This is a genomic window from Mesorhizobium sp. ZC-5 (genome assembly GCF_025753855.1).
GTDB lineage: Bacteria > Pseudomonadota > Alphaproteobacteria > Rhizobiales > Rhizobiaceae > Neomesorhizobium.
Genome location: NZ_JAOWPT010000012.1, coordinates 144,284 through 168,635 on the forward strand (window position 1 = coordinate 144,284; position 24,352 = coordinate 168,635).

General features: G+C 61.1%; 19 protein-coding genes. 10 read left to right on the forward strand and 9 right to left on the reverse strand.

The genetic code is table 11. From position 1 onward, the window contains the following. The first annotated feature begins 392 nt into the window (after positions 1–392). From OHD58_RS24725 to OHD58_RS24765, 9 genes are read left to right on the forward strand one after another with little or no spacing between them, the layout of a single operon-like run. Entirely contained in the window at positions 393–1,367 is a 975-nt protein-coding gene (locus tag OHD58_RS24725; RefSeq protein WP_263806278.1) for a PilN domain-containing protein, read from the forward strand. Further along, positions 1,367–1,975, forward strand: a complete 609-nt coding sequence (gene gspM / locus OHD58_RS24730; protein ID WP_263806280.1) for a type II secretion system protein GspM — start codon at positions 1,367–1,369, stop codon at positions 1,973–1,975. Before OHD58_RS24725 ends, gspM begins: the two co-directional genes overlap by 1 nt. Positions 1,976–2,007: 32 nt before the next feature. Next, the gene (locus OHD58_RS24735; protein WP_263806281.1) at positions 2,008–2,526 is read left to right on the forward strand and encodes a hypothetical protein; all 519 of its coding nucleotides are present in this window, start codon (positions 2,008–2,010) and stop codon (positions 2,524–2,526) included. Then, entirely contained in the window at positions 2,523–3,410 is an 888-nt protein-coding gene (locus tag OHD58_RS24740; protein ID WP_263806282.1) for a general secretion pathway protein GspK, read from the forward strand. The genes OHD58_RS24735 and OHD58_RS24740 overlap by 4 nt, the downstream gene beginning before the upstream one ends. After that, the gene (locus OHD58_RS24745) at positions 3,407–5,059 is read left to right on the forward strand and encodes a GspE/PulE family protein (RefSeq protein WP_263806283.1); all 1,653 of its coding nucleotides are present in this window, start codon (positions 3,407–3,409) and stop codon (positions 5,057–5,059) included. Before OHD58_RS24740 ends, OHD58_RS24745 begins: the two co-directional genes overlap by 4 nt. Before the next feature lie 2 nt (positions 5,060–5,061). After that, positions 5,062–6,285 carry a type II secretion system F family protein gene (locus OHD58_RS24750; RefSeq protein WP_263806285.1) on the forward strand — a complete coding sequence of 408 codons (1,224 nt, stop codon included), beginning with the start codon at positions 5,062–5,064 and terminating at the stop codon, positions 6,283–6,285. After that, positions 6,282–6,761, forward strand: coding sequence for a prepilin-type N-terminal cleavage/methylation domain-containing protein (locus OHD58_RS24755; RefSeq protein WP_263806287.1), 480 nt, complete (start codon positions 6,282–6,284; stop codon positions 6,759–6,761). Before OHD58_RS24750 ends, OHD58_RS24755 begins: the two co-directional genes overlap by 4 nt. 2 nt (positions 6,762–6,763) lie before the next feature. Further along, positions 6,764–7,177: a type II secretion system protein gene (locus OHD58_RS24760; RefSeq protein WP_263806288.1), complete on the forward strand. Its 414-nt coding sequence runs from the start codon at positions 6,764–6,766 to the stop codon at positions 7,175–7,177. Then, the gene (locus OHD58_RS24765; protein WP_263806290.1) at positions 7,174–7,851 is read left to right on the forward strand and encodes a general secretion pathway protein GspJ; all 678 of its coding nucleotides are present in this window, start codon (positions 7,174–7,176) and stop codon (positions 7,849–7,851) included. The genes OHD58_RS24760 and OHD58_RS24765 overlap by 4 nt, the downstream gene beginning before the upstream one ends. Positions 7,852–7,956: 105 nt before the next feature. On the opposite strand, the gene gspG is transcribed toward OHD58_RS24765, so the two are convergent. From gspG to OHD58_RS24805, 8 genes are all read right to left on the reverse strand, one after another. After that, the gene (gene gspG / locus OHD58_RS24770; RefSeq protein WP_412177290.1) at positions 7,957–8,397 is read right to left on the reverse strand and encodes a type II secretion system major pseudopilin GspG; all 441 of its coding nucleotides are present in this window, start codon (positions 8,395–8,397) and stop codon (positions 7,957–7,959) included. A gap of 13 nt (positions 8,398–8,410) precedes the next feature. After that, positions 8,411–8,887, reverse strand: coding sequence for a prepilin peptidase (locus OHD58_RS24775; protein WP_263806293.1), 477 nt, complete (start codon positions 8,885–8,887; stop codon positions 8,411–8,413). A gap of 8 nt (positions 8,888–8,895) precedes the next feature. Beyond that, on the reverse strand, positions 8,896–11,058 hold the full coding sequence (gene gspD, locus OHD58_RS24780; RefSeq protein ID WP_263806294.1) for a type II secretion system secretin GspD: 2,163 nt from the start codon (positions 11,056–11,058) through the stop codon (positions 8,896–8,898). 383 nt (positions 11,059–11,441) lie between these two features. After that, positions 11,442–11,963 (reverse strand): SMI1/KNR4 family protein, encoded by a 522-nt coding sequence (locus tag OHD58_RS24785; RefSeq protein WP_263806295.1) that lies wholly within the window; start codon positions 11,961–11,963, stop codon positions 11,442–11,444. 17 nt (positions 11,964–11,980) lie between these two features. Beyond that, positions 11,981–12,322 (reverse strand): HNH endonuclease, encoded by a 342-nt coding sequence (locus tag OHD58_RS24790; protein WP_263806296.1) that lies wholly within the window; start codon positions 12,320–12,322, stop codon positions 11,981–11,983. Between the two features lie 267 nt (positions 12,323–12,589). Continuing rightward, positions 12,590–18,397, reverse strand: a complete 5,808-nt coding sequence (locus tag OHD58_RS24795) for an RHS repeat-associated core domain-containing protein (protein WP_263806297.1) — start codon at positions 18,395–18,397, stop codon at positions 12,590–12,592. 1,753 nt (positions 18,398–20,150) lie between these two features. Continuing rightward, positions 20,151–21,674, reverse strand: coding sequence for a tripartite tricarboxylate transporter permease (locus OHD58_RS24800; protein ID WP_263806298.1), 1,524 nt, complete (start codon positions 21,672–21,674; stop codon positions 20,151–20,153). Positions 21,675–21,692: 18 nt separating this feature from the next. Beyond that, the gene (locus OHD58_RS24805; protein WP_263806300.1) at positions 21,693–22,187 is read right to left on the reverse strand and encodes a tripartite tricarboxylate transporter TctB family protein; all 495 of its coding nucleotides are present in this window, start codon (positions 22,185–22,187) and stop codon (positions 21,693–21,695) included. A 177-nt stretch (positions 22,188–22,364) separates the two neighbouring features. Here OHD58_RS24805 and OHD58_RS24810 point away from each other — a divergent pair, with 177 nt between their 5' ends. Continuing rightward, positions 22,365–23,228 (forward strand): HpcH/HpaI aldolase family protein, encoded by an 864-nt coding sequence (locus tag OHD58_RS24810; protein ID WP_263806302.1) that lies wholly within the window; start codon positions 22,365–22,367, stop codon positions 23,226–23,228. A gap of 74 nt (positions 23,229–23,302) precedes the next feature. Here OHD58_RS24810 and OHD58_RS24815 read toward each other — a convergent pair whose 3' ends face one another. Then, positions 23,303–24,274: a tripartite tricarboxylate transporter substrate binding protein gene (locus tag OHD58_RS24815; RefSeq protein ID WP_263806303.1), complete on the reverse strand. Its 972-nt coding sequence runs from the start codon at positions 24,272–24,274 to the stop codon at positions 23,303–23,305. Between the last annotated feature and the right edge of the window lie 78 nt (positions 24,275–24,352).

Genomic DNA, 24,352 nt, shown 5'->3' on the forward strand with positions numbered 1-24,352 from the left:
GCGTCTGTCGGCATCGGGGTGATGAGCGGCGTCATCAACATCCTAGCGCTTGCGGGGTCGTTCTCGTGCTGCAGGTAAGCCTCCGCGAAGATCTTGCAGTCGCTGCGTCAGGCTCGCATTCCAAGCTGAGCCCGTGAGGGGTTGGGGTGGGCTGCTCGTAAAGCATGCGCATCGAACAGCTCCGCCTCGGCAAACAACAAACAAATTTCGCGCGATGATTCCTGTGGTTTTGCGGGGTATCTGCTTGTGCCAGCGTGAACTGCGTCGGAAGATTTGCTAGCATCGCGCTGATAGGCAACGGGTTGGGGATCGAGATGCGGATCGACATGATTATGCCGTTTGCAACCGACATCGCCGATTTCCGCGACTGGTGGCTTGATGAACTAGTCCGGATGCTGCCGGCCCGGCTGCGCAGTGACCGGCGTCCGCACACCATCGTGGGCGTTGGCAAGTCGGTGGCCCGCATCCGGCAGCAAGCCGATGGTAATATCGCCGAGGTCTCCCTGCACGAACTGCCCGACGCCCTGGGCCGGCTGGTCCGCCTGGAAAAGCGCGCGGGAAGGCCGCTGGTGGAACTTGTGCTCGAGCCCGGATGCTATCTTGAGAGGCAGCTCAGTCCATTCCGGTTGGCAAAGCGCCGCGCCCGAAACATGGCCGCGCTCGACATCCAGCTGTCGACGCCACTCGAACCCGCCGGCGTCGTGCCGCTGTTCGCGCGAGGCGACAGAGATAGGCCCGGACATCGCTATTTCATCGTCAAGAGAAAGGTGCTCGTCCCGCTTGTCGCGGCGGTCGAAAGCGCGCCGGCCCGACTGGCCGCCGTAAAGGTTCGAAATGGCGACGAGACGATCGAACTCGATCCAGACGACTACCGGTTCCTGACACGGCGGACGCGACGCGACGCGACTGCCGGCACTCTGCTGAAAGCGGGCATCGTCGCGTGCATCGTCGGTGCAACGGCAACCTTTGCCCACGCGCAATGGCGCTACACCAGCGGGCTCAGCCAACTCGACCAGACCATCGAAACGCTGAACGTCGAGGTGAAGGCCGTTCGGGCGCTGGCCGAGCAGCGCAAACAGCAGATTGAGCGTATCGAGAGCGTTCGTGCGCAAAAAGAGCAGGCGATACCGTTAGTCCGCATATGGGAGGAGATGACGCGCGTGATTCCCGACAATTCCTGGATCAGCGATCTGTCGGTCAACGGCGGCAAGGTCACCTTTACCGGCATTTCCAAATCGGCGGCCGGGCTGATTGCCCTTCTCGATGCCTCACCGCTGTTCGCCGGTCCGACCTTCACCGCCCCGGTCGCAAAGGCGATCGGCACGGAAGGTGAGCGTTTCACTATCGAGATGGAATTGGAACGCTGATGGCAGCGCCGATCTCCAGGGTGATCAATGCACCGTTGCGGACGCGGCGTCTAATAGCACTTCTGCTGTTTTTGGCCATTCTTGCGGCTGTTGCCACCTCCTCCTGGATCGCCGTGTCATCGCTGATCGGCCTTCGCGCCGACGTCCTTGAAAAGCGAGAGACCGTCGGTCGGCTGCAAGCGATCGCGGCTCTGAAGCCGCTTTTGGTCCAGGAAAGCAACACTGCCTTGCCGACCGAGCGCGAGGATTTTCTCGAAGGCGACAGCGAGGCCGTGGTGCGCGGCAACATGCAGACGAGGCTGACCGCAATGGTCGGCGAACGAAACGTCAATCTCCTGTCGGCCAGCAACGTTCCCGACCTGAACATCGACGGTGCTCGGTATGTCGGAATCCGAGCTGATCTTTCAGGCACGGTGGATGCCGTGCACAACGCGATTTTTGCGATCGAAACGTCGAAGCCGCTGATCATCCGCGAAGCGTCGATCTGGCTGAGTGGGCCGGATCAATTGCCGGGCGCAACGCAAGCGCCGCATATCTCCGTGCAAATTCGCCTTTATGGAGCCCTCAGGCAGGACTTCAAGGCGCCGGAAAAAAAGGCGGCGCCATGAGAAGGCTGCTTGTGCTCACAGGAATGGCCGCCATGCTCGGCGCGATGGGCTGGCTGAACCATCGCTGGATGGAACGACCGGTGGATGTATCGGCGGTCATCTCCGAAGCTGGCTCCCCGGCGCTGCAACCCGACAGTTCCTTGTTCAACGGCAGCGATAACCTGCCTCAACTGCAGGCAACCGAAACCCTGCTCCGCCCGTTGTTTCACGCCAACCGGCGTCCTTTCGTGGCGCCACCGCCCGAGGTGACTGCGGCACCTGTTGTCGGCGACGAGGTCGCGCTGCTTGCCGGGGCGGAGTCCGAACCTCCTACGCAACCGGAGCCAAAGCCGAATCTCATGCTTGTCGGTATCAGCATTTCCGGCGGAACAAAAAGCGCATTGCTCGGGCTCGTCGAGAACCCGGACGTTCGCTGGTATTCCGAGGGCGACAATCTCGATGGCTGGATCCTTGCCTCCATAAACAACCAGGCCGTGACGATGGCGCGCGACGAAGAGACCTTCATGGTGACGCTGTATCCCATCTCCGGCGGCCCAGGCGACGGGCAATGACCGGTTCCGTACTGCCAGCCGCCAATGGTCCCGAATCTGGGTTCGCGCTGATAGCGGTGCTGGTGTTCCTGCTTTTGGTCGCGGCCGTGGTCGCGCCTTTCGCCGTGGCGGCGCGCACCACTTTCCTGATTGCCTTGAACACCCGCGATCAGTCCCGCCTCGATACAATGGCCGACGGTCTGTCGACGCTGGTCGCCCTGCGGGTCATCGGCAACGACGGCGCTGCATTGCTGGCCGAACTGCCGCCGAACTCCTCGCCTGTCTCATGCGCCGCCGGCAAATACACGATCGGCATAAGGCTCCAGGACCAGGCTGGGCTGATCGATCTCAACGTCGCCGACGAAGCGACGTTGGCCGTCGGCTTGCGATCGATCGGCATTGTGACGGGCGCCGCCACCGCCGCCGAGACCATCGTCAAGTACCGAAGCTATCAGCCCGAGGATTCCCGCCCGGCCATAGCGGTGACTGGCGGTCTGAAAAGCGGCCCCTTCGAATCCGTGATCGAACTGTCCGATCTGAAGCCTCTTGCAAGTCTGGAGCCTGCCGATCTCCACCGCGCGTTCACCGTGCACTCCGGCCAGAGTGCCGTGGCTGCATCGCGAGCACCGGCGGCACTCGCCGGCCTGTTGAGGTTACCCGCAGATGACGGCGCCGGCGGCAGCTCGATGCGAATTTTTGCGGTTGAAGTCGCGGTGCAAGACCAGGCCAGGGCGGCAAAGGGCTATGCCGGGTTCCTCGCCGAACCGTCTTCCTCGCCAAACCCGCCGTTCAGGCGCGTCGAACCTCTGTTCGAGACGAGTTTCGGCGGACGGCCGACCCAGGCTGCGCATCCTTGCCCACGCTCGTTGCAACGCGACATCGCTGAGTTGGTGGCTACCCGATGACCATCCAGGAAGCCCGCGCCAATATCGAAGAATTTCTACGGTATCTCGTCGCCGCGGATGTCTTGTCGTCGGAAGGCGCCGGCCGAGCCTCTCACGCACTCGCCTCCACAACCCATCCGCTCGACACGGTGCTGACCGAACTTGGCCTGTTGCGCGAAGACGAGTTGGCCAGTCACTTAACCGTCTTCCTCAAGTTACCCGGCCCAGGAGATTTTGCTGACCTCGATCAGGCTTTGATCAACTCTGCCGGATTGCAGTTTTGCGAGGACAACGCCATCATTCCTCTGGCCCTCGAACCTGACACGCTTTTGCTCGCAACCTGCGATCCATTTTCCGGCGGGGTGATCGACGCCTTGGCTTTTCATTTCGACCGTACGCCGACGTTGCGCATTGCGACCCGCAGCCAGATCACCGGGCAGTTCAAGATGCTGCAATTGCCGGCGGAAGCCGGCGGCGACGATCGGATCGGCGAGTTCGATGGCGAGGCCACCGCCCACGACATCGACCGGTTGCGCGATATCGCGCGCGAAGCACCGGTCGTCCGCTTGGTCACGAGAGTCATCAACGAGGCAGTGGAGCGCGGCGCCACCGATATCCATGTTGAACCGCAAGAAGACAATGTCCGCATCCGCATCCGGTTCGACGGAATGCTGACTCCGGTGGAAACGGCGCCGCGATCATTGCACGCCGGCATCGTTACCCGCATCAAGATAATGGCGCAGCTGAATATCGCCGAGCGGCGGATCCCGCAGGATGGCCGCATGCGCGTCGTGGTACGCGGCCAGAACATCGACCTGCGCGTTTCCGTGGTGCCCAGCGTCCACGGCGAGGCTATCGTGCTGCGCATCCTCGACCGCTCGCGCGTGAAACTGGAGCTTGCCGCGCTGGGCTTCGACCAGCAGGCGCGCGACCGTCTTTCGGCATGGTCGCATGCGGCGAACGGCATCTTGCTGATCACCGGCCCGACCGGCAGCGGCAAGACGACGACGCTCTATTCGCTGCTCAAGGAACGCAACTCGACCGACACCAAGATCTTCACCGTCGAGGACCCGATCGAATATCGATTGGCGGGGGTCACCCAGCTGCAGGTCGAGCCGGCGATCGATCTGGATTTCGCCACCGCGCTGCGTTCGGTGCTGCGCCAGGACCCGGACGTCATCCTGGTCGGCGAAATCCGTGACCGCGAGACGGCGGAAATCGCCATCCGCGCCGCGCTGACCGGCCACCTGGTGCTGTCGACGCTCCACACCAACAGCGCCGCCGGCGCCTTCACGCGGCTCACCGATATCGGCATCGACAGCTATCTGCTCGGCGCCACGATCCGCGGCGTCATCGGCCAGCGGCTGCTGCGGCGCACCTGCCCGCAATGCAAGGGCCGCTCTGCAAAACCGGCCGCGTCGCCGGCGCAGGCCGCCTGCCCCTCGTGCCGCAACACCGGTTATTCGGGGCGCGTCGTCGCCTACGAGATGCTGCCGGTGACCGAGAAGACGGCGGCGCTGATCAACAGCGGTGCGCGCGAGGAAGACATCCACGCCGCGGCCCGGCAGGAAGGCATGCTGTCGCTGCTCGACCATGCCCGCGGCCTGGTCCGCGACGGCGTGACGACGGAAGCGGAAGTGCGCCGCGTCATCGAACTCGGCGAGGCCTGACCGTGGCTTCCTTCGCCTACCGCGCCTATCTCGAGGACGGTTCGCCGGAAACCGGCGTGATCGAAGCGGCCGACCGCCGTGACGCTTCGCGCAAACTGGCGCAGTCGAACAAACGGCCGTTCGCGCTGGACGAAGTGAACGCCAAGGCCGCCGGCGGTACGGCCACGACGGCATCGTCGTCCTGGTGGATGTTCCGGCGCAAGACCGACCTGACCAAGCTGCTCGCCGAACTCTCCGTGCTGCTCGACGCGGGTTTCAACATTGCGGCGGCGCTGCGCGTCGTCGCGTCGGCGGAAGCTTCGCCCAGCAACCGCACCCGCCTGCTCGCCATTTCCGACCAGATCGCCAACGGAAAGTCCTTCTCCGAAGCGTTTGCGACGCTGCCGGAACTGCCGGCAGAGATGACCGCGATGATCGCCAGCGGTGAATCAAGCGGCAGGATCGCTCAGGTGATCGCGCGCATGACGGAAGGCTATCGTTACCGCGCCGAGCGCCGCTCCGCGATCATCGAGGCGCTGGTCTATCCGGCCTTCCTAGTGCTGATGGTGATCGGCGCCTTCCTCTTCCTGTCGCTGTTCCTGATGCCGGCGATCGAGCCGGTGTTCGAGTCGGGGGCCGTAGAGAAGCCGCTTGTGGTGAAGCTGTTGGCCGGGTTCGGCAGGCTTTTGACCGAGAACGGATCGGCGGTGCTGGCCTCGCTTGTGGCCGTGATCGGTGGCATCTTCCTGTTGCTGAGGCGACCTGCCGGCCGGGTCTTGCTTTCGAGAGCCGGATTGGCGCTGCCGGTCATCGGACGCGTGCGGCGGGAAAGCGCGGTCGTGCGCTATCTCGATACGCTGTCGCTACTCACCGAAAACGGCGTCGCGATGATCGAATCGCTCAGGCTTTCCGCGCTGACCTGCACGGTGCCGGACATGCGGCAGCGCCTGGAAAGCGTCAGGGATAATGTGGCGAACGGTGAGCGCCTGCAGGCGGCATTCGCCAAAACCGGCATATTCGACGGCCCGACGCTCACCCTCGTCGGCATCGGCGAGGAATCGAACAGCCTGCCGCTGCTCCTGAAGCGCTCTTCGGTGCTGGTCGAAACACGGCTGAAACGCTCGATCGACCGCATGGTGACCTTCCTGACGCCGGCGATCACCATCGGCCTCGGGCTGATGATCGGCGGCCTCGTCGTGTCGGTGATGACGGCGCTGCTCAGCATCAACGAGATCGCCGTCCAATGAGGTGTGACGCGACCGGCTTCGCCGACCGAACCGGAGAGCAAGGCTTCTCCCTGCTCGAAATGATGGTGGTGCTGGTGATCCTGGCGACGGTTGCCGCACTTGCCGTGCCGACGCTGCGCCGCGGCGGCCGCGACAAGGACCCGGAGGCTGTCGCCTACGAACTTCAATCGGTATTTCTGAAGGCCCGCACCAACGCGATTTCGCGTGGAACGGTCGAAACCATGAACCTCGACATGGAGAAGCGGGAAGTCTCCTATGCGGTCGCCAGGCAGACCGTCGCCATCCCGAACAATTTGACGCCATTGCTGCTGATCGGACAGGAACTCATCGCCGCCGACGGCACGGCGACGCTGCTGTTTTTCCCGGATGGCGGTTCGAGCGGCGCCAGGATTGTTCTCGCCGACCGGCGCAACAACACCGCCGGCGTCGTCGTGCCGTGGCTCACCGGCGTGCCGACCATGCTCAAGGACCGATGATCATGGACGGCGGCGGGAAGGACGGCGGTTTCTCGACGATCGAAATGCTGGTGGCCTTCGTCATCCTGTCGCTTGGACTGGGGTTGGCGGTGCAGTCTGTGTCGCAGGCCGGAATAAGCCTGAGCCGCGCCAAAAACAACGCGGTGGAAACGGTGCTGGTCAAGCGCGTGATGAGCGAAGAGCTGCCGCGCCTTCTCAAGGCCTACAAGGGCCAGCCTTTGCTCGCCAGCGGCCCTTCCTGGCAGGCCGGCATCCGCCCGCTTTCGAGCGGCGAGGTTGCCGGACCTGTCGAGGTCATCATCGAAGTCGCGCCGCGGAACGGGGCGAAGTCTGCCACCTATGTCAGCGTCCTGCCGGCTCCCGACGGCATGCTGGCGGTGGAACCCGAACCGTTGCCGGCGGGCAATCCGGAATGACGACCAGCGATGCCAGGCCGCTTCCCCCACCAGCCGACCGGGACGCCGGCTTCACCTTGATCGACATGCTGGTGGCGCTGATCCTGCTTGCCGTGATGTCGGGTCTTATGGTTGCCTTCATCGGCCAGTTCCGCACCATGAAGCGGATCCAGACCGATCTTTCGGCGCAGATGGAACTGGATGCCTTGGCTGGTTACCTGGAAACATCGATCGGCAACGCCATGCCACTGACATTCGTGGAGGATTATGTCGAGCAGCGGATTTCGTTCAAAGGCGACGCGTCGGAACTCCGGTTCGTGACCATTGCGCGGCAAGGAACCCTGTCGTTCGGCCTGCGGGAGACCAGGATTTCGCTGCAAGGCGGCGAGCCGCTGAAGACGCTTGTCCAGGATTTTGTCCCGCGCCGGGTCGACGAAACGGCCCGCACCGCAGCGACCGGTTCGGTCGATCTGGCAGGCAACCTTTCGGCTCTCAAATTCCAGTATCTCAGCTACGATATGGCGACACATTCCCCGTTGTGGAGCGAAACCTGGAACAATCGCGCGGGGTTGCCGGCTGCCGTGCGGATCACGCTTGTCGCGGAACGGAACGGCAAGACAATGACGGCGACAGGTCAGGCTATTCTCAAACTGGCTGCCGGCACGCCGCCGGTTGAGCGGCCTGTGGAGTACTGAGCCTCAAGCGCGTCGCGCCGAATTGGATTTGGCGGCCGCGCTTTAGATTCCTCGATTTGATGCATGTCGTTGTCCCGAAACCGAGGGACACTTTCGGGCGATGCATTAGTTGGTGAGATCCTTGTCGAGGCCCTCGCCGCCCTCCTTGCCGTCGCGTCCGAAAGAGCGGACGACAAAGGCGGTGCCGCTGTTGTCGTAGAGGTATGGGTGACCCCACGGGTCGGCCAGCTTGTCGATGCCTTTCATATAGGGACCGTTCCAGCGCGTCGCGGAGCCGGGCGCCGCCGCCAGCGCCTGCAGGCCTTCCTCCTCGGTCGGATATCCGCCATTGTCGATGTAGTAGAGCTCCAGGGCGCTGGAAATGTTGCGGATTTGCGCCTGCGCGGCATCGACGCGCGCAGAACCGAGGTAGCGCAGGATCTGCGGAGCGACCAGCGTGGTGATGAGCGCGATGATCGCCAGCACGACCAGCATCTCCACCAGCGTGAATCCGGCCTGGGGATGATGGCCCTCTCGGATGGCGCGATTGCCGGTTTTGCAAGGCATGTTCATCGTCGTCTCACAATCCACGAAGATACGGAATTTGCTGCTCCCCGATCCACGTCAGGAAAAGACCGGCGGCGAGGAACGGACCGAACGGCTGACGCGCGGCTGCGGGCCGTCCGTTCAGCATATACCGGCCGATTGCGAAGACCAGCCCGCAGAAGCTCGCCACGAAAACAAAGAGCGGCAGGTTCCAGGGGCTGATCCAGATGGCCGAGGCTCCGGCCATCTTCACATCGCCGAGGCCGAGGCCGATGCGGCCCGTCAGAACGGCATGGACACGGCGGATGAGCCAGAAGGCGGCGAACACGACGAGGCCCGAAAGCGCCTGGAGCCAAAGTGTTTCCGGAAAGATGGCCCACTGATAGGCAAGCCCGCCGGCCGCAAGAAGTGCGCTCAGGACATCGGGAACGATCATCTTGTGGAAGTCGATCCAGGCGATTGCGCCGAGGATTGCTGCCAGCACGATGCCGAAAAGGAGCGTGACACCCATTCTCGTCCTCAATAGGCCAGCCGTTTGAAGTCTTGTTCGGTGCGGTTGGCGCCGCCGCGCCGCTTTTTAAGCGGCGTCTCAAAGGTGAGCTTTTCGCGAAATTCGGCGGTGACATCGCGCGCTTCATGAATATCGCGCACCACCCGCGGCCGGATGAAGATGATGAGCTCGGTGCGGTTGATGCTATCGGTCTTGTTCTTGAAGGCATTGCCGAGGATCGGGATATCGCCGAGGATCGGCACCTGTCCGCGCGTCAGGTTGTTCTTCTCCTGGATGAGGCCGCCAAGCGCCAGGCTTTCGCCATCGTTCACCAGCACCCGGGTCGTTATCTTGCGCTGCTGGATGGTCGGCGAATCGATACCGGACGAGGTGGTGCGCACCACCGCACTGACTTCCTGCTCGATGTCCAGCATGACGCGGCCGGAGCTGTTGACGCGCGGCGTGACGTTCAGGATGACACCGGTGTCGCGCATGGTGATCGAGTTGATGACCGGCGCGTCGGCCGAGCCCGTGCCAGTCGACTGCTGGGTGACGATCGGCACCTCGTCGCCCACCTGCAGCGTCGCCTTCTGGTTGTTCAGCGCCATCAGCGTCGGCGACGAAACCACATTCACGTCGGTGACGCTGGAAAGCGCGTTGAGCGTCACCTTGACGTCGTTGGTCGCATAGGTCCAGGCAAAGCCCGGGAACGACGCGCCGACAAAACCGCTCGCCACATCGGAGAGTGACCACTGAAAATCGCCGCTCTCGAAGAACCAGCGCAGCCCGAATTTGAGGTCATCGGTCAGGGTCACCTCCGCGATGATGGCTTCCAGCAGAACCTGCGTCGGCAGCACGTCGAGCTGCTTCAGGATGCGCTCGATGCGTTCATATTCCCTGGCCGTCGTCTGGATCAGTAGCGCGTTGTTCTCGACGTCCGCCGTGACGGCCAGATTGGAGGCGACGGAGGCAAAGGATGTGGCGGCCGACGCCTGCTCTATCCCCATGCGCGCGGCGAGCGACGGATCGTCGGTGCCGCCGGTCGTGGTCCCGTCGGTCGACACCATCGTCGGGGAAAGGTCGGGCGCGACGGCTGGCGGCTCGGCGGCAGCCGGGTTCGCGCCCGAAGAACCGCCGGCTAGAACCGCCTTCAAAACGTCGGCCAGTTCCTTCGCCGGGCGGTTCTGGATCTGGTAGACGAACATCTGGTCGTCATTGGTGCGGGCGATCCTGTCGAGCTTGGCAATCCAGCCTGCCGCACGCTGCAGATAGGCGGGCCGCGAGGTGATGACGAGCACGGCGTTGAGGCGGGCGTTGGGTACGAAACGGATCAGCTTGGCGCCCGGCCCTTCCTTGGTGGCGAAGATGGTGTCGAGTTCCTGGGCGACGGCGGCCGGCTCGGAGGTGGTGAGCGGGTGGATGGCGACCGACATGCCGCGCATCCAGTCGACGTCGAACACCGAGATCGCCTCGCGCATGGCCGACAGGTCGTTGGAATTGCCGGCGATCACGATCAGGTTGCGGTTGGGGTCGGTCTTGAGGATTGCGCCTTGGCGGCTGATCGGCTCGAGCAGCGTCTTCATCTCGTCGGCGGCGATGTATTGGAGCTGGATGACCTGCGCCTTGACCCCCGGCCCCGAGGGAGTGACGGAAGGCACGCTGACCGAAGGCGTCGAGGAAAGCACTTCGCCGATCGGCACGATCTGGTAGCTGCCGCCGCGCCGCACGATGCCCGCGCCGTTGACGATGAGCGCCGATTCCAGGATGTCGGAAAGCGCCTCGCGCGATACGGGCAAGGATGTCTGGAGCGTCACAGTGCCGGTGACGCGCGGATCGACGACATAGCTCACCTTGAGGGCGTCGCCGAGCACCACCTTCGCGGCTTCGACGACCGGTGCGTTGACCAGGTTCAGCTCGAACCCCTGGCCGCCGTCGGGCGTGGTCACCGAGGCCAGCGTCGGCGCGTTGCTCGAAACAAAGCTGCCGGACCCCATGTGCTCGGCGCCGGAAAAGCCCGCGGCCGCCTGTCGGGCCGTGCTGACGCGCTGCGTTCCGCCCCTGCCGGAACGCAGCGGCGAGTTTTTGGCATGCAGCCCGTCGACGAGATCGGAGAAGGAGTCCTTGACGGGCGAGGTGTTACAGCCAGCCACCGCCAGCAGCAGAAACGCCAGACCCCCTACCCAAATCCGCATCCCGACAGACTTTCCAACCCGGTATGCCAGTGTAGCGGCGCACGGGTCCGGTAGACACGCGCCGGTGGCGTTTCATTTGCGCTATTCACAGGAATTGTGGGGAGATGGACTGTTGGCGGCAGTCAGAGGGGACGCGGAGGCAATCCTTGTTGCGGCTACGTGCGTTTTCGCTCCGGACGATCTTGGTCCACGCTTTCGCAATTCTGGGGGCGCTGTCTACTCTTGCCTCTCCGCAGAAAAGCTGTTGCGTATTTCATGGTAAGACTGATGGAACGCCACTCCGGTGGCCTAGTTCCGACCTAACTCTGCAATCCTCCGCTGAACCAGGGTAGGTAGCCGTGGCGGTCTATTTGCCTCAAGCTGCCAGTCCTTTGGTTCCGCGCTCAATTTTGCCAGTAGTTGCTGGCCGAGAGCAACGTGCGCTGCATCAGGCCTTTCTCTCGGAATTTTCGAGTCTCATTGAAATACCGCCAGTCAAAGAACTTCACCGGAATATTTTCTTTCATTGGGTCGAGTAACTCACTGCCGAACAAAAAATTGCGGAAGCGAGTATAGACCGACGAGCCGGGGCATCTCCGAAAGTCAAAGCACAGTTCGGCGCATTCGAGACTTAATGCGCCGAACATGAGTAGGCCGAACGGAATCCAGGTGTCGAAAAACTTGAACTTTGTCCAAGCATCGTCGAACCATTCGTCAGCGTCCAAACCATAGAAAACATTAAACTGAGCTGGAAAATCGTCTTCGGGCGGCATGTCAATAAAATCGGGCGCTGGGTGACCGCCATTGTGCTTCAGCAGGAAGTCCCGATAAGAACCAGGCAAAGGAAGCCTGGTCTGGCGTTCAAACTCATCCACAAGTTCCTCAGAAGCAGGTCGTGCGACTGGGTCGTCAATGACAAGGACCACAACTCTTACCTTTCAGTTCAAAATCCAAAGGCTGATTTGATCGCCCCCCACAATCCGCCGCCACCTGAATAGCCGCCCTTCTGCGAGATCGAGAACCCACCTGAATGGCTCGTATTTTTGTGGGGTTGGCTCTTAACCAACTGCATGGTCTTGCCGTCTTGGTGATGATGCGATGTATAACCACGAGGCTTTCGCTCGATCCCCAAGGCTCTATTGGCAGCAATTTCATCAAGCCTCCGGCTCCGGAATTTGCCGATCTTGACCGTCTGGCCATCAAAGATCGGAAATCCAAGCCCGTCGTAGCGTATCCCTGTTACGGGATGAACCTTTCCTGCCAGCGATTTGTTGATGATCGCCACACCAGATCGATCAACAGCGCGTGCTATTCCTGCATCTTTACAGCTTGGGTCGCAAGACCGGCAACAAAACCCGCGCCCTTGCCGATGGGCACTGCGGTTGCCACCCCAACACATCCAGGCCTTCTCTGACAGCGGTTCCGGTCGTTGATGAACCCACCTTGTCGCGGAGCCCGTCGGCTAACGCGCGGTGCTCATTGGCTAAGTCGGCTTGACCTTGCTCCTCAAATTGATCGGCAAGCTCGTCATGAACTTCAGCGTTCGCAGCGTTTAGTTCGTCGCGTGCATCCTGCGACATAAAGGCTTCCGGCCATGCATGCCCGTTTGGATCGCTCTTGTTGATGGATCATCCAGCGCATAGGCATACCGGTTCGTCCCGACGCCGGGCAGCGCCGGGTCCCAGTCGTCGGGCGAGATGAAGCGGCCGAAGTGAGGATCCATGTAGCGGGCGTTGAGATATTGCAGCCCGGTCTCGGGATCGTAGCGCTCGCCGATATAGCCCTTCTTGCGGGCGATGGCGTCGGCTTCGGCTAGGCCGTCGGTTTTGAGCCGTTCGCCATAGGCGGCGTAGATGGCCTTCTCCGTCGCCGCGCCCGATTCGTTGGTGACCAGACGCACCGAGGCCAGATGATCGCGGTGCAGCCAGAATTTCTGCGTGCCGACGACCCTGATGTCCGGATGCGGATAGCGGGTGATGTCGTTGGGTCCGATCGCCGCGGCGCCTCCCGTCGCGTCGATCTCGATATCGGCGGAAGGGTAAAGCGTGACGGCGCCAAGTGAATGCGCCTTCTTCACCCGCGCGCCGTCGGGCCCGTAGAAGAAGCTTGTGTCGGCGCTGCCGATGTTCACCCTGGACAGCCGGTTGGCGGCATCCCAGGTGAAGGTGCGCGTGCCTGGCGTATAGGAAGGATCGGACGTCAGATTGCCGTTGGAGTCATAGACGAAGGTCGCGGCGCCGAGTTTCGTCGGCGCGTGCGGCCCGGGGAGGCCACCCACCGGTTTGGCTGAGGTCATCGCCGGATAGGTGAAGTCGCCCTTGCCGAAATCTGTCAGCCGGTCCCTGGAGAGCAGATTGCCGTTGGCCGAATAGGAAAAAACCTCGTCGAGCGCATTGTTGCCGGCATTGTTCGCCGACAACAGCCAGTCGCGATGGTTGTAGGTGTAGGTCCAGTCATCGACGGCGGCTGCGCCGTTGATGGCGGTGATGCGGCCGGCGGCGTCGCGGGTATAAACTGTGTTGAAGAGAACCGAGCCGTTTCCACTCTTTGTCGCAATGGCGGTCAGCCAGCGGCGAGTGGGGGAGTAATAGAATTCAGTGGTCACACCATTGGCGTAGGTAATCTTTCTGGTCTGGCCGTCGGCTTCGTACTCGGTCGAGGTGATGTAGCCTGGAATGGAATCGAGCTGCCCGTTGGCGGTGTAGGTCCATTTGGCGTTGCTGGAGCCGATGTCGACGTAAGGCGCCGGACCGTATCTCTGCCAGATCGGCTTGTGGCCGTCATCGAAGAAATAGGCGAATCCGCTGACGACCCCGTCGATCTCGACCTCGCGATGCGTCACGGCGCCGCTCGGGTGATAGTCGATGATATGCGTGACTGCTGCGTTTTTTGTGGTGGTGAGTTGGCCTATATTGGCAAAGGTGCTGCGCGGTTCGTCATAGGTGTTTTCCGCCAGCACCTCGCCGGTCGAGACAACCCAGCGTTTCAGCAGCCGACCGAGCTGGTCGTAGCTCATCATCGTCACCCGGCCGCGGGCATCCTGCTGCTCGATCAGCCGGTTGGCGAGATCGTATTTATAGGTCCACAATCCGAGATCAGGATCCGATGCGTACAGCCGGTTGCCCAGCATGTCGTAGGCATAGGCCCAGGCCGCGCCACCATTGTCCCGCACCCTGATCAGTTGATGAAACTGGTCGTAAGTATGCAGTTCGACCTGCTCACTGCCGTCAGCCATCATCCAGGTCGTGCGGATCAGGTCGCCCCAGCTGTTGAAATAGCTGTAGGTGCCGCGGCCGAGCTCATCGACGAGATAAACCGCGTTAAGCGGCACGTTGGCGATGTTGGGCAACATCGCGGGATAGAGGAAATAATCGTACTCTCGATCCGAGCCGTCCGGATTTACGACCCTCAACGGCCGGTCGGCCCAGTCGTAGGTGGTCGTCGTGAATTGCGGCGACTTGGTGGGGTCGGGAGGATAGAAATAGGGATGGCTTTTCTTCGCGACATTGCCGCGGAGATCATACTGGGTTTCGATGAGGCGCACGGGATTGACGGAGGCGACGTCGCCGCGCGCAAACTCACGCCATATCCTGCCAAGACCGTCGTAATAAATCGCGGTGCTGGCTTCTATGCCACTGTTAGGCAGCGGTTCGTTGACATACCGGCTCTGGCTCGCGGGATTGCCTTCGTTGTAGTACGTGATCTTCCGGTAGTTGCCGGTCGTCATGTTCTTGTATTCCGCCAACCGGCAGAACGGGTCGTAGGTGTAGGTGTGTCGGACAAGATTCAGATCGATTCGCTCGGAAGGCAGGCCACAGGCGGGATTGTAGAGCGCCGTGGTCTTGTGCCTGACGTCGGCCGGCAGGCTGCCATTGGCGAAATAGCGCGGGCTGCGCACCAAGGTCGGATAAAGATTGTAGGTAGGATCATAGTTTGTCGCGGTGACGTTGTTGGCGCCGTCGATCGCCGTCAGTTGGTTGCCGTCGTCGTCGTAAGTGAACTTCTCGAAAACGTCGACCTGTGAGCTATTCACATGCTGGATTTTGGTGACGTTGCCTTTGATTGGCGATGCGAGATAGGTGACTGCACCATCATAATAAAAATAGTCAGAACGGACCGCATCAGCGCCACTGTCGAAGGTATTGAATATCGCCTCGCTTCTTGGCAATGACGTGATGAAAGCCGTTGTGTTGGGGATATAGAAGCGATAAGTTCGGCGTTCGTCGCCTGACAAATCCGTCCGGCCATGATCCTTTTCATCATAGAGATTGCCCCACTGATCGAAAGCGCGCTCCACCCTGAGGGGCAGCGTAACCTGCTCCGTCAACCTCGTGTCTGTTTTCGTGTTTTTAGACCAATAAGGTTTTGACGCCGCGTTGACGCTCCAGGTCTCGTCGACCTGCTTTCTCACCACGCCAGCGCCGTCCTTGAAGACCGTGAGTTCCGGTAGGCCGTAGCTTGCAACATCCTGCCGGTAGGTCGTCTCGACGGTCGGAGCGGCGGTCTCGCCATTGGCGAGCGGCTTGGTCTCGACGATCTTCTGGTAGCCGAAGAACTTTCGTGACTTTGGATCGTATTTTCCACCGAAGTAGGTGTAGCTCGTGTCTGCAATTTGATCGCGGCCGTCGCTAACCGATAGCTTGGTCACGGGGTGCATCACGTCAGGCATGTAGCCGTTGGACCAGTAGGATGACGGCGAATAGTATGCAGAAATGATTGCACCTAGTTCGTTGACGATCGTTCGCAACATGTTCGGTCGTCCCGAACTGGGTGCCGATAGCTTAAGTGCCCATTCCACGCCTTGGACGCCGTTTGGTGTTGCTCGCAGGAAATCCGGCAGACCGTCGCCATTGTAATCGTGTATTTGATCGCCACTCATCGAGGTGAGCGGTGCGTACTGAACGAGCAGGTTCGACGCGCCGAACTGCAGTGCATAGACCTTTTGTTGGTAAAGCGTATTTCCTGCAGCGAAATTTTCCGGCCCAAAAATGATGTCTGTTTTGCCGTCTGCGTCGTAGTCGGTAAATTTCGGCGGCCCAGAAATGGTGAAGTATCCTTGGCTGCCCGATGCGAGCGCCTTGAACGAATTTCCCGTTGAAAGATAAACGTACGCCCGCCTGTCAGCCGGCTCGTGACGCTTGCCGTCGATGGTTTGCACGAAGCTGACATAGTAACGAACGACGTCTGTTGCTCCGTCGCCATTAATGTCGACCAAAGCGCAGGAATGCAGCGTGATTGTTCCCTGGCTTTGAGGAAACGGTACAGGTTTTGCGCAATCGGCTACCGGCGCAGCCATCCCGAATTTCCAGGCGCTGCCATTGGGCTCGGCAGTCCCATCCGACGTGAGCATCCGCTGGCGGCCGTTGGCTTCGAAATCGCCAACGCCCAAAAATCGCGTCAGATAGCTTGATCCGCGCGGATCGACCCAGCGATAAATGCTGTCGATACCGTCGCCCTCCATATCAGCAACAAAGACCGGAACCGGCGAGCCGAGGCTGCTCGCATCGTTAATCTCAGGTGGCAGCTTTGCGCAGACAGGAGAATAGATGGCTGGTGCTGTAGCACAGGGATAACCGATGCCGTCGAGGTCGGCATCAGTTTTGGAGATGGCATTTCTCCGCCTGAAGGTAGTCGGCCCTGGTGTTCCATTGCTGCCTTCAGGAGCAACCGTTTTTGTCGTGGTTGAAATGGCGTAGTCCTTGAACACCCTCGCAGCATCAAAGCGCCCCAGATAGCGGTTGCTCCCCGCTAAGCTTGTTGTTCCATCTGGATAAGTTGCGTCAAACGGCACGCCAGTTAGAGGGACATTCAAGCTGGAGGGACTTCGCTTCGTTATCGTGCCGCTGGCATTGAAGATCAGATGGAACTGGGAAGCAGCACCATTTGAAGTCCAGTATCCCCCTCCACCCCCGCCGGGAATAACCTGCCACTTTTGCGGTGAGACGGTGGCGACGAGTTCATCCTTGCCATCGAAGTTCAAATCGCTTGCTGTTTGCAGCCCACCCGTCACCCGTGTCGAACCCTGGACAGGGTTTGGTGGTGTCGCCGTATAAGGCAGCAAGCCATCGAGAGGTGCGTCGACGTAACTGGCTGTCGTGTCCAGGTAGTCAAAACTGGCAATGCGCTTCTTGACGGCGCCGGAAACCACGCCTGCCGACGAAACCGTCGCATCGGCATCGCCGTGCAAGCCGTGCAACTCGACCAGCATCAGCCGTGAGGCGTTGGAAAATGGTGCTTGGTCGTACGTCATCGTGTAGGCAGAGCGCAAAACCCCGCCGGATCTGATGCTGATCGTCTTGAGGCGCTGCTTGGTCGCCGCGATATCGTAGCCATTGGCCATCAAAATCACGTCGGCCCGGGCCTCCCGGTAGAAGGTGATGACGGCGCCAGTGTAACTGATGGTATTCGGGTAGCAGACTGCGGTAAGTGGCGATGCCGCCATATCGGGACATGCGTAAGCAAACGAGACCGTATTGCCGTGCGTGTCCGTCACCGCCGCCAGCAGCCAACGGTTGACTGCCAAGTTGTAAGCGGGTGTGCCGGACGTCGGCGTCACCCCCGACAATGCAGCAATTGTCTTGAAGGTCGAAACCGTTCCGTCGAGATCCGTCACTTTCCATAAGCTTGACGGACCGGAGCCGGTGAGGGCGATGCGACGATAGCTCTCGACTTCAGTTACATGCGTCCCACCCACACCAGCGGCACAAGAGGGTGCGCCGGCTGCAGCTTGTGCGCAAGGCACAAGTTCCGCACCGTTGAGAAGATAAATATCAGACGCGTCGAAATCGGGAAGTCCATAACCCGGGCTTGCTCGCTCGATGACGTCGAAACCGTCGAGCCCCCAGCCATAGCCCAGCCAGCCTTGGTAGAGCCCACCGGTTTTGGTCTTGCGGGAAGAATTAAAGTTCAGGGCAATGGAGGGCTCGAGACCTCGGAACGCCGGCACTTCAATGGGAATGTCGTAAGTGAGGTTGCCAGTGCTATCCATCTCGCCAGGCATTGATGGCTTTTCGATTGTGCCTTCCAGTTTGTCGGGAATGATCGGGCCCGACACCGCTGCGGCGGCAGCCGACGCCTGTGCCTCGGCGGCATCCGGGGCTGGCATTTCGGCAAGGCCGTCGTCAACGTTGGGCTCCTCAACCGCGGGTTTGTCATCGCTCGCCGTACTCGACGGGTCGTTCGGTGCCTGTTCGTTAAAGCCGCCACCGCTATTGCCGTATCCGGGGGCCGGCTGAGGTAATGCTGGGGACTGTTCGGGTTCGGTGTTGAGCTCTTGGGCGTATAATTGGCCGGATAGGCTCCAACCAACAACGAAAAGCCCGAGCGTCAGAACGCCCGCGCGCAAAAGCCCAGCAGCCATGATGGCACCCCCAATATGTCGCCTGCGCAAACACACGCATTGCGAACAATCGAGTCAAGCTACCAACCAGTAGTGTCCGACCGGTTATCAACAATATGGTTTCTGGCTTATGCACGAGCGCTTGCCATCAGAGATCGCTGGAACCCAGACGTAGCACCCTATCACGATCGCCAGATGCTGCGGCGTGAGCGACGCATGGCCTAGTTCAATATGACCTGCTCAGAACACATACTACTTCGGCCGTTGCCGACCGGTGCCTTCACCGTCTCGCGCATAGACACCGAAACGGCGCAGGTGGCATCGCCTTCTGAAATCCTGAAATCCTGAAATCCTGAAATCCTGAAACCCGGAATTCCGTGTTTGCGATGGGCCGTTCTTAGGCCGGCCTCTGCGCTCAGGATCGGAACGCGCCATCGATCTTGTCCTGACCAAAAAATTCCATGGATGGAATCCTGAACGGCACCCTTCGCCGGGGACGGTAGGCCCCGCATCCCGCCTGACGGCGGCTCTATGCTGATGCTCCTACGGCCGCCCCGTTAACCGGTCTCAGGGCCACGAACTTTCTCCCGCACCGAACTGACTTGATCCCGCTGACGGGCATCTCGGTGCTTCTGCCTTATACGCCCTTCTTTGATGCGGACGCTCACGCGGCACGGCTGCACCGAGACGGATGTGCCTAGCGGCACGTTTCTTGTTTGACCGGAAATAGGCGCGCGGCCCTCTCTCCCAGCAAGCCGCCGCTGGCGGTTTCCCTCATCTCCTCCACTTCGCTCCGTGCAGATCCGGGGGGAGGCCATGCACCCGGTGGACACGTCATTGCTTACCGCGACCTTGTGGAACAGGGCATGGCCGCCGAGGACATCGCCTCGCGCTTCGGTAACTCCGTTGTCACGGTGCGCCAGCGGCTCAAACTGGCGACCCTGTCGCCGCGCATCCTCGATGATATGCAGGCCGATGACCCTTAAGAAGGCCAGGGCCAGCGTGGTGAGCGACGACCACATGGCACAAGAGGCGGCGTGGTTCGAGTAGGATGTATGGAGCCGTAACCCGGGCAGTATCCGCTCGTTCCTTACCAACGCCCATGTGCGCGGCAATGACCGGCTGGTCCGATTTGTCGGCCGTGAGGCCTATAAGGCAGGCGGCGGCGTTGCCGATCCGCCATGGCGGGAGCCTATCAGGCGGTTTAGGGGCGGCAGCTTGCATGCCTGCGGCAGAACCATACGGAATTATACGGGAAGGTTCGTCGATATGTGCCCACGAAAAATATAATGAAATCAACAGTCTGAACACGTCCTCCGGGCCCACCATATTATAAATATCAATAGCTTACACCAAAATCTTCAAAAATTTTGGTGTGGCTTTTCAAGCAGTTGGTTCATAACTGACTTAATCGCTGTTGCTTTTCCTTCTCTGCAGCGGACCAGTCACGCTTATCGCAGAACCGATGGCTCGCAAAGTGCCTTGAGCGATACATGCGGCTGCGTGCAGACTGGCTGTGACATAGGAAAACGCTGCGCTGCTGCGAGAACGGATCGTCGGCGCGTGGGAAGTCAGCGAACGGTAAGGACGTCGGCTTGGTCGGAGTTGTTAGCACCATGCGTGTGCCTGCGCAGGCGACCGGCCCCAGGCGACGGGGTCGCCAGCGCCAGGGTCTGCTGTAAGTATTTCTCCGCCGTTCGGCCGTTCAAACTCGTACGTCGCACCGATTTCAGCTTAGGGCAGGAAAGCTATGAGCGGCTCGGGGCGGGCTGGTTCAGTCGTCTTTTGTGCTCGTGGCCTTATCGAGGACCTCCGTAACGTGGTTCGGCCGCAACAGGGACCAAGCCGTCCGCAACACCACAATTGTCGCGATAGTGAGCAGCACCGCTGAGATCGGGCGGGTGACGAACACCGACAGATCGCCATTGGCGATAACGAGGGATTGCCGCAGGGAAGCTTCAATCGGCCTGCCGAGCACAAATGCAAGGATCGCCGGTGCGAGCGGAAAGTCGGCAAGCTTGAGACCGACGCCGATGACCGAGAAGACGACCAGCATGTAGATGTCATTGGCGCTGTTGTTGACGCTGAAGATACCGATCACGGCAAACAGCACGATGATGCCCGCCAGAAGGTCGCGCGGCACATACAGGATCGATATCCAGATGCGGATAAGTGGCAGGCTGAGCAGTAACAGAATAGCGTTGCCGACGATCATCGAGGCGATCAGCCCCCAGACGACGTCGGCGTGTTCGACGAACAGCAGCGGCCCTACGGTGATCCCCTGGATGAGGAAGGCGCCGACCAGGATCGAAAGGGCGGCGGAGCCGGGAATACCGAGTGTCAGCAGCGGCAGAAAGCTGGCATTGGCGAAGGCGTTGTTGGCGGTTTCCGGTCCGGCGACGCCCGCCAGCGCACCCTTGCCGAACATTTCCGGGGTGCGGCTGACGCGGCGTTCGATCAAATAGGAAAAGAAAGTCGAGACCGCGCCGGCCATGCCTGGCAGCAAGCCGAGCAGGAAGCCGACGAGGCTGCCGCGTGCGATCGGCCCCACGCTTTCCCTGAGATCGGCGCGGGTCGGTAGGATGCGGCCGACGGAGGCAAGCCCTTGCTCACGCGGCGGCGGCTTCAACACCTGTAGCAATACGTCGGCGAGGCCGAAAAAGCCCATGATCAGGGCCAGAAGCGGAATGCCGCTGTAGAGGGTCGGCAGCCCGAAGGTCAGCCGCGCCACGCCCAGATCCGGGTCTGGCCCGACCTGGGTCAGAATAAGCCCGAAGACCACCATGATAAGGCCCTTGACCACCGAGCGTCCGAGCAGGCCGGCCGCCAGGCAGAGACTGAGCACCATCAGTGAAAAATACTCCGGCGGACCCAGTCGCAGCGCTAGGCGGCTGATCGCGGCGGCCGAAAGGGCCAGGATAAGCGTGGCGAAGCAACCGCCGACAAACGATCCGATCGCGGCGATGGACAGCGCTGGTCCGCCCCGCCCCTGTTTGGCAAGCGGATGGCCGTCGAACGTTGTGACCACGGTTTCGGATTCGCCAGGCACATTCATCAGCACGCTGGTGATGGTGCCGCCATAGGCCGCGCCATAGAAGATGCTGGACAGCATGACGATCGCGTCGACCGCTTCCATGTGATAGGTCAGCGGGATGAGCAGCGCCATGCCGGTGCTCTGGCCGACACCCGGCAGCACGCCGACCAACATGCCGACAATGCAGCCCAGAAGGGCGAACAGCAGAGTTTCCGGGGTCAAGACAACGGCAAAGCCGTGAAGCAATCCCTCTAGGCCGGCCATGATGATCAGTCCTGAACTCTAGAAGCCGAGGCCGCGCAGCAGCGTGAACTGCGCCCCCGGCAAAGGCACGCCGAGACCGTGCGTGAAGCAGAAGAACACGAAGAAGGAGGCTATTGCCGCTTCGGCGAGCGAGCGCAGCGGATGACGCCCTGCCAGCATCAGGGTGGCCCAGCACAAGGCTGCGGTAGCCAGCAGGAAACCTATCTTGGGCAACAGATAGGCGTACAGAGCGAGGGCGGCGACAAGCGCTGCAAACCTGGCGATATTGGCGGTCTCGAACCGCTCCTGCGCTGGATCAACGTCGTCCACGCTCGATGCTGCGTCGCCGTGGAGCGCTTCCCTCACGAGCGCCACCAGCCTCATCATGGCGAGGAAAAGCAGCAGGGCCGCGAGACCCTTGAGGAAAAAACCCGGTCCGGGTCCGCCACGGCGGCTGAACATGGCGAGATGCCAGCCGAAATAGAAAATGGCTCCGCCAAATGCAATCCACAGCATTGCGGCGGTCGCCTGCATGCGATCGATCCGCCGTATGATGATTCCTTGCGTGCCTCCGATCACTCCTGCTCCGATGCGATGAATGGTGGTCGGCTTCTTACGGGCCCGCTCCCGCTACCCGCTTGAGTCATACCGTTGAATCCGTGCGGATACAATGCCATACAGCCTATCGCATCAATCCAGGGAGAACCGGACATGAGTGAAATCCCGCGGCTCAACGGCGCGATCCGCGCGCTCGAACAAGGCAAACCCGCCTTTGTCACCTTTTCGGGAGCGGACTACGGCACATCAGTGTCGATGGCAGGCTCGAAATACGATGGCGTGGTGTTCGAGATGGAGCACACGCCATTCGATGTCCGTCTGCTGCGCGAATGTCTCTACTACATGTTGGATCGCAGGCAGATCGCCGGCTCCGCGAGCCTCGCAACGAACACCACACCGATGGTGCGGATCCCGGTCAACGGCATCGAGATGAATCAGTGGATCGCCAAGCAGGTACTCGATGTCGGAGTTTATGGGGTGATCTGGCCGCACGTCAGCACAGTCGATGAGGCTCGGAACGCTGTCGCGGCCTGCCGCTATCCGCGTCCGCCGTCGCGTGACTACTACCATCCGGCTGGTATGCGCGGCGACGCGCCGCGTCACGCGGCCCGTTACTGGGGGCTGACCCAGCAGGAATACTACGAGCGTGCCGATGTCTGGCCGCTCAACCCGCGCGGCGAAATCATCTGTGGAATCATGTGCGAGGAGGTTCGCGCCATCAAGAACCTGCCGTCGATGCTGAAGGAAGTGCCGGGCATCGGAGTCGTCATCATCGGCGAGGGGGATCTGTCGCAGGATATGGGCTTCCCCCGCCAATACGACCATCCCGAGGTCGCCAAGGCGATCGACGAAATATTGGCGATCTGCAAGGAGCACAATGTCGTCTGCGGCCATCCGCATGTCGATGCCGCAAATGTCGAACAACTGCTGGAGAAAGGTTTTCGCTGGCTGATGCCCGCGCCGGAGCAGTCATTCACCGGGCTCGATCTCGGCCGCAAGGCTAGCGGCCGCTCTTGACGGAGACTAGGGGCGGCCGCCGATGTGGCCGCCCCTAGTGTTGATGAGCATAAGAAGCGCGGAGACTCAGCGTCTCAGTTGTTCTCGCGGAATTCCTTCACGATCGGACCGAAGTTCGTATCGATGTCTTCCCAGACCTTGGCCGCATCCGCGGACGCCCGGAAACGAATATTGACCGAACGTTCCTTGGCCTGGGCCTGGTAGTCGGGGTCGTTGATCAGTTCCTGGATCGCTGTTTCAATCGTCTTGACCACCGGCTCCGGCGTATCCTTCGGAGCAATAACGAGACGCGTCGTCGTCATCACCACGTCGAAGCCTTGCTCCTGCGCGGTCGGCACGTCCGGCAGGCTGGGCTGGCGCTCCGTGTCGAATACGGCCAGCAGACGGATATCGCCGCTCTTGGCATGCGGATAGAGTTCCGAATAGGTGTCGGTAATAATGTCGAGATGGCCGCCGAGAAGCGATGCCAGCGCGGTGCCGGCCTGTTCCATCGCGGTCCAGTTGAGCTCGATGCCGGCAACCTTGTTCAGTCGCAGCAGCGACAGATGGCCGGTGGAAAGGACGGTGCTCGATGCCGAAGTGATCGTGCCGGGCGAAGCCTTGGCGGCATCGACCACGTCCTGCAGCTTCTGGAACTTGCTGTCCTTGGCGACGGCTATCGCCAGTGCGCCGTAGTCGTGTTGGGCGATGACAACGGTGTTTTCGCGTTTGAAATCGCCGCCGCGCTCCGGATCGAGATAATACATGCTGACCTGCGGCACCGGCACCAGCGCAATGGTGTACCCGTCCGGAGCGGCGCTCTGCAACCTGGTGGCACCTTCGATGCCGCCGGCGCCTGAGAGATTCTCGACAATGACGGCCAAGCCGAGCTTCTGCTTCAGCCCTTCGGCCAGCATACGTCCGGCAATGTCGGTGCCGCCGCCGGCACTGTTGGGGATGATCATGGTCATCGTCTTGGACTTGTCGGGGAAGGACGCATCCTGGGCGTGGGCATGTGCAGCAGCCAGAAGTGCCGTTGCAGTGAGCGCAATCGAGAAAAAGCGCATTTCAGTTCCTCCCGTAGTGTTCTTGCAAATCTGCTTGGTCAGCCATGTCCGACGGCAAGGTATGGAGCTTTACCGACT

Coding starts and splice junctions, on each gene's coding strand:
- OHD58_RS24725 (WP_263806278.1), top strand. CDS start 393: ATGCTGCCGGCCCGGCTGCGCAGTGACCGGCGTCCGCACACCATCGTG.
- gspM (WP_263806280.1), top strand. CDS start 1,367: ATGGCAGCGCCGATCTCCAGGGTGATCAATGCACCGTTGCGGACGCGG.
- OHD58_RS24735 (WP_263806281.1), top strand. CDS start 2,008: ATGCTCGGCGCGATGGGCTGGCTGAACCATCGCTGGATGGAACGACCG.
- OHD58_RS24740 (WP_263806282.1), top strand. CDS start 2,523: ATGACCGGTTCCGTACTGCCAGCCGCCAATGGTCCCGAATCTGGGTTC.
- OHD58_RS24745 (WP_263806283.1), top strand. CDS start 3,407: ATGACCATCCAGGAAGCCCGCGCCAATATCGAAGAATTTCTACGGTAT.
- OHD58_RS24755 (WP_263806287.1), top strand. CDS start 6,282: ATGAGGTGTGACGCGACCGGCTTCGCCGACCGAACCGGAGAGCAAGGC.
- OHD58_RS24760 (WP_263806288.1), top strand. CDS start 6,764: ATGGACGGCGGCGGGAAGGACGGCGGTTTCTCGACGATCGAAATGCTG.
- OHD58_RS24765 (WP_263806290.1), top strand. CDS start 7,174: ATGACGACCAGCGATGCCAGGCCGCTTCCCCCACCAGCCGACCGGGAC.
- gspG (WP_412177290.1), bottom strand. CDS start 8,397: ATGCCTTGCAAAACCGGCAATCGCGCCATCCGAGAGGGCCATCATCCC.
- OHD58_RS24775 (WP_263806293.1), bottom strand. CDS start 8,887: ATGGGTGTCACGCTCCTTTTCGGCATCGTGCTGGCAGCAATCCTCGGC.
- gspD (WP_263806294.1), bottom strand. CDS start 11,058: ATGCGGATTTGGGTAGGGGGTCTGGCGTTTCTGCTGCTGGCGGTGGCT.
- OHD58_RS24795 (WP_263806297.1), bottom strand. CDS start 18,397: ATGGCTGCTGGGCTTTTGCGCGCGGGCGTTCTGACGCTCGGGCTTTTC.
- OHD58_RS24800 (WP_263806298.1), bottom strand. CDS start 21,674: ATGGCCGGCCTAGAGGGATTGCTTCACGGCTTTGCCGTTGTCTTGACC.
- OHD58_RS24805 (WP_263806300.1), bottom strand. CDS start 22,187: ATGCAGGCGACCGCCGCAATGCTGTGGATTGCATTTGGCGGAGCCATT.
- OHD58_RS24810 (WP_263806302.1), top strand. CDS start 22,365: ATGAGTGAAATCCCGCGGCTCAACGGCGCGATCCGCGCGCTCGAACAA.
- OHD58_RS24815 (WP_263806303.1), bottom strand. CDS start 24,274: ATGCGCTTTTTCTCGATTGCGCTCACTGCAACGGCACTTCTGGCTGCT.